The organism is Azospirillum soli, assembly GCF_017876165.1.
In the GTDB taxonomy this organism is placed as follows: Bacteria; Pseudomonadota; Alphaproteobacteria; order Azospirillales; family Azospirillaceae; genus Azospirillum; species Azospirillum soli.
Genome location: NZ_JAGINQ010000054.1, coordinates 1 through 4,407, shown reverse-complemented (window position 1 = coordinate 4,407; position 4,407 = coordinate 1). Strand labels below are relative to the sequence as shown.

The window sequence follows — 4,407 nt, the reverse complement described above, 5'->3', positions numbered from 1 at the left end:
GTCCTCCAGCCTCCCACCGATGCGGCGGTGCGGCATCGTCCAAAGAGACTAACGGGCCGACCGGTGCGGCAACGGCACCGCCATGGTCCGATTGGAGGATGCAACGGAACCCGCCAAACCCCTATCCCTGCCCGGTCCCAAGACAGGCAGGAGCCCCCTCCGATGACACCGACACACCCCGACGAAACACTGCGGATGCTGGCCGACAAGCAGGCCCTGGGGGAACTGGTCGCGGCCTATTCACGCGCCATCGACCGCCGTGACTTCGCGCTGTTGCGCAGCCTCTATCACGACGACGCCATCGACGATCACGGCGCCATGTTCTGCGGTCCGGTGGACGCCTACGTCGCGTGGGTCGCCGACGCCCTTTCCCAGTTCGAGGCGACCGCCCACTACGCCGTCCAATCGCTCTTCGTGGTGGAGGGCGACCACGCCGAAGGGGAGACCTACAAGATCAACTACCACCGCACACCGGCGCCCGACGCGCGGGAAATCATCACCGGCAGCCGCAGCCTGGACCGCTTCGAGCGGCGCGGCGGCGTATGGCGCTTCACCCTGCGCAGCGTGACCCTGGACTGGAGCGAGACACGCCCGGTTGATCCGGCCGCCTACGCCCAGTTCGCGGCCCAGAGCGTCCACGGCCGGCCCGACGCCAGCGACCCGTCCTACGCGCGGCTGCGCCTGTTTCCCCGCTTCCAGGCGTGTTAAGTCGCCGCATCGCTCAGCCGGCGGCCCCCGAGCGGGCCTTGAGCTCCGACAGGACGATGCCGCCCAGCACCAGCATCACGGCGACGACGTGGAACGGCTCCACGACCTCGTTCAGCAGGAGAACCGCGAAGAGCGAGGCGAACACCGGCGTCAGGTTGACGAACAGCGAGCCTCGGCTGGGCCCGATCAGCTGGATGCCGCGCATCATGCAGAAGGACGACAGGAGCGTGGGGAACAGGCCGACGTAGGTGACCACCGCCCAGCCGATGCCGGTCGGCCAGATCCCGAACCCCAGCAGCGCCTCCACCGCCGCCGCCGGCAGCGACACGATGAACGCGACGGCGGCCATGGCGTAGAACAGCACCAGCGGCGGCAACGGCGGCGTGTTGCGCAGGTAGAGCTGGTAGGCCGCGCCGGTGATGCCGGACAGCAGCACGTAGAGGTCGCCTGGGTGGATGCCGAAGTCGGCGATCCGCGCCACGTCGCCCCGGACGGCCGCCACGGCAACCCCCAGCAGCGTCGCCAGCATGCCGACGACCTGCAACGGGCTGCTGGGCGTGCGGTGCCACAGGAGGGCGCCGAGGAACACGAACGCCGGCGTCGCGCCCAGGAAGATCGCCATGTTCAGCGCCGTGGTCGATTGCGCCGCCACGAAGATCAAAAGGTTCGGGACCGTCAGGCCGAACCCGCCGATCCACACGATGGGCCGCCAGTGGGCGCGCAAGGCCGGTGCGGCGCCGATGCAGCGCCGGGCGGCGAACGGCGCGAGGATCAGAAGCACCACCACCCAGCGCAAGCACCCCAGAGCCATGGGCGACACGTTCCCGACCGCGAAGCGGACGGCCACCAGATTGGCCCCCCAGAACAGCGCCGCCAGGATCAGGAGACCGTAGGCCAGCCCGTTGGACGGCAGGTATCGACGGAGGGACATCACGCTTGCCTTTGCCGGCTGGATCGACGGGCGCTACGCTTGGCAGCGGCGGCGGCCAACGGCATCGTCCGTTTGAACGACACCGCCCCGCCCGCTCAGGCGATGCGAACCTCGTCGAGGAAGCGGTCCACCTGATCGGTCAGCGTGTTGGCTTGCCCGGCCAGCCACTCCGACGCCCCGAGCACCTCGTCCGCCGACCGGCCGGTTCCCGTCGCGGTCTCGGTGACCCGGTCGATGCTGACGGACACCCGGCCGGTGCTGCCGGACGCATCCGACAGGTTGCGGGCGATCTCGTCCGTCGCCGCCCGCTGCTGTTCGACGGCCGCCGCGATGGTCGCGACGATCTCGTCGATGTGCTCGATGGTCCGGCCGATGTCCTGGATGGCGTTGACCGACTCTTCGGTTACCGCCTGCATCTCGGTGATCTGGGCCGCGATCTGGGCCGTCGCCTTGGCCGTCTGGTTGGCGAGGCCCTTCACCTCCTGCGCCACCACGGCGAAGCCCTTCCCCGCCTCGCCGGCCCGCGCCGCCTCGATGGTGGCGTTCAAGGCCAGCAGATTGGTCTGCGACGCGATGTCGGCGATCAGGTTCAGCACGGCACCGATCCGCTCCGCCGCTTCCTTGAGCGCGTTCATGGTCTGGTCGGTGCGCCGCGCCCGCGCCACCGCGTGTCCGGCGATGGACGCCGATTCCGTCGCTTGTCGGCCGATCTCGGCGATGGAAGCGGACAGTTCGTGCGCGGCGGCGGACGCCTGATCGACGCTCGCCGACGCGTGGCAGGCGGCCGCGGCGGTCTCCCTGGCCTGCCGGGTGGTGTCGTTGGAGGCCTGCGTCACCGCCAGGGCGGTCTGTTGCATGCGACTGGACGCGCCGAACACCTCGTCCACCGCCCCCTTCACCCGATCCTCGAACTGCGCTGCCAGTTCCAGGACCGCCCGGCGGCGTTCCTCGGCGGCGCTGCGGCGTTCCTCCTCCGCGCGGGCGTTGGCGCGTTCGACCTCGGTCGCGGTGTTGCGGAACACCAGCAGCGCCGCCGCCATCTCGGCGATTTCGTCGCGCCCGACGACCGACGGCTCCACCGACAGGTCGCCCGCGACGATCCGCGCCATTCCCTGCTTCACGTCAAGAAGCCGGCGCATCAGGTTGCGCCCGACATACAGCCAGACCACGAGCGCCGACAGCACGAGGCTCGCCACGCAGACGCCGATCTGCACCATCCGGCTGTGGTCCAGCAGATCCACCGTTTCCGCCGCGCTGGCGTCCAACGCGCCCTGCTCCTCGGCGACCAGCGTCGCGATGAGCCGCGACAGCCGGTCCGAGAGCGCGCGGTTGCCCTCCAGCAGGGTGCGGAACTCGGCCAGCACCTCCACCTCGGCCCGCCGGGTTTCCGCGAGGTTGTCCGCGTCGGCGGCAGCCCGCTTTAAGACCGCGAGGGGCTCGTCGATGGCGCCCGACAGCTTCGTCAGCACGCCGTCCGGCGTTTCCAGCCCGGTGCGCAGGGCGTCCGGCAACGCCTTGCGGGCGGTCACGATGTCCGCATGATGCGCTGCGGCCTTGATGGCGATGCTGCCGAGGCGCGCCGCATCGGTCGCGCGCTCGGCCTCCAGCACCAGATTGCGCAGGTGGGCCGCGTTGTCGTCGATGCCACGGATGAGCCGCTCCGCCGCCCGGAGCTGGACGAGCTGCTGCTCCAGGGATGCGGTCGCGCCGCTGGTCGCGTCGCCCTGGGTCAAGCCCTCCTGCGCCGTTCGGATCTCCAGATCGATGGCCGAGCGCCAGGGCGACAGCACCCCTTGCAGACGCTGGGACGCGGCATCGGCGTCGCGCGCCAGCCTGTCGCGGATTCCGCCCAGCCGCACCCGCTGCGCGGTGGCGTCGTCGAGCTGGCGCAGGTTGGCCAGCAGGTCGGACACGCCCTGATCGATGCGCGCGGCCTGCCCCGGCTTCACACCGCGCAGGTTCTCCACCACCGCCTCGAAGGCGCGGCGCTCGGCCGTCAACTGCGCGGTGACCCCGGCAAGCTGCTCGGTCTCATCCACCGCGCCGTAGGCCGGGGCGAGGGCGACCAGCCGCTCCGCGTGCTGGGCCACGCGCATGGCGTGCATCATGGACGGCACCGCCTCCGCAGTGATCGCCCGCAGGGTTGCGCCGACGCTGGCGTAGCCGGCCAGCGCCACCGCCGCCGCGACCAGCGTTCCCAGCAGCACCGCGCCGATGGCCAGCATCAGCTTGTGCCTGATGCCCGACAGCAGCCCCCTCCTGACGAGCGGACGGGATCCCTCTTCCACGATGGTCGTGTGCATGCTTATTCCCTTGAATTGGCGGAGGTGATCGCGCCGCACGGAAAGAGGGCCGGGCCCCGGATGGGGGACCCGGCCCGAGGCGAGCACCCGGCCCAGGGAGGAAGCGCAAGTGCTGGTCGCGAGCGCCGTGCCCCGCGCGGCTCACGCCGCCGCGCGCACCCCCGGCGGGTTGCCGCGCAAGACCCCGGCGCGCAGGTCATGCGGGTCGAGCCGCCGGATCAGCGCCAGCTGCTCCGCCGTCGGCGCCGCCGTCTGGGGGATCTCGCCGTCCCGGTGCAGCGGAAAGCCGGTCGCCGCCTGCACCTCCTCGAAGGTCACCCCGGGGTGCAGCGAGCGCACCCGGATCGCCCGCTGCGGGCCCTCGAAGTCGAGCACGCACAGGTCGGTCACGATCAGCCGCAGGTCCACGAAGTCCGCCCGCGCCCCGGCCGGCCAGCGCTCCGCCCGGTAGCCCACCCCGGCCAC

3 protein-coding genes and 1 pseudogene are annotated in these 4,407 nt (G+C 71.3%); 1 reads left to right on the top strand and 3 read right to left on the bottom strand.

Annotated features, from left to right (window positions below):
* Positions 1-162 precede the first annotated feature (162 nt).
* A complete protein-coding gene (locus J2852_RS31135) occupies positions 163-708 on the top strand; it encodes a nuclear transport factor 2 family protein (RefSeq protein WP_209883148.1) in 546 nt (181 codons plus the stop codon).
* Between the two features lie 13 nt (positions 709-721).
* On the opposite strand, the gene J2852_RS31130 is transcribed toward J2852_RS31135, so the two are convergent.
* From J2852_RS31130 to J2852_RS31120, 3 genes and pseudogenes are all read right to left on the bottom strand, one after another.
* Complete coding sequence (locus J2852_RS31130; RefSeq protein WP_209883146.1) at positions 722-1,639, bottom strand: DMT family transporter; 918 nt, start codon at positions 1,637-1,639, stop codon at positions 722-724.
* A gap of 95 nt (positions 1,640-1,734) precedes the next feature.
* Positions 1,735-3,942 carry a methyl-accepting chemotaxis protein gene (locus J2852_RS32200; RefSeq protein WP_209883144.1) on the bottom strand — a complete coding sequence of 736 codons (2,208 nt, stop codon included), beginning with the start codon at positions 3,940-3,942 and terminating at the stop codon, positions 1,735-1,737.
* Positions 3,943-4,083: 141 nt separating this feature from the next.
* Positions 4,084-4,407: pseudogene (locus tag J2852_RS31120) on the bottom strand (hypothetical protein); the annotation flags it as partial.

What these genes read in the sequence shown, in the direction of transcription:
- J2852_RS32200 (WP_209883144.1), bottom strand. Translation starts at nt 3,942, where the DNA reads ATGCACACGACCATCGTGGAAGAGGGATCCCGTCCGCTCGTCAGGAGG.
- J2852_RS31135 (WP_209883148.1), top strand. Translation starts at nt 163, where the DNA reads ATGACACCGACACACCCCGACGAAACACTGCGGATGCTGGCCGACAAG.
- J2852_RS31130 (WP_209883146.1), bottom strand. Translation starts at nt 1,639, where the DNA reads ATGTCCCTCCGTCGATACCTGCCGTCCAACGGGCTGGCCTACGGTCTC.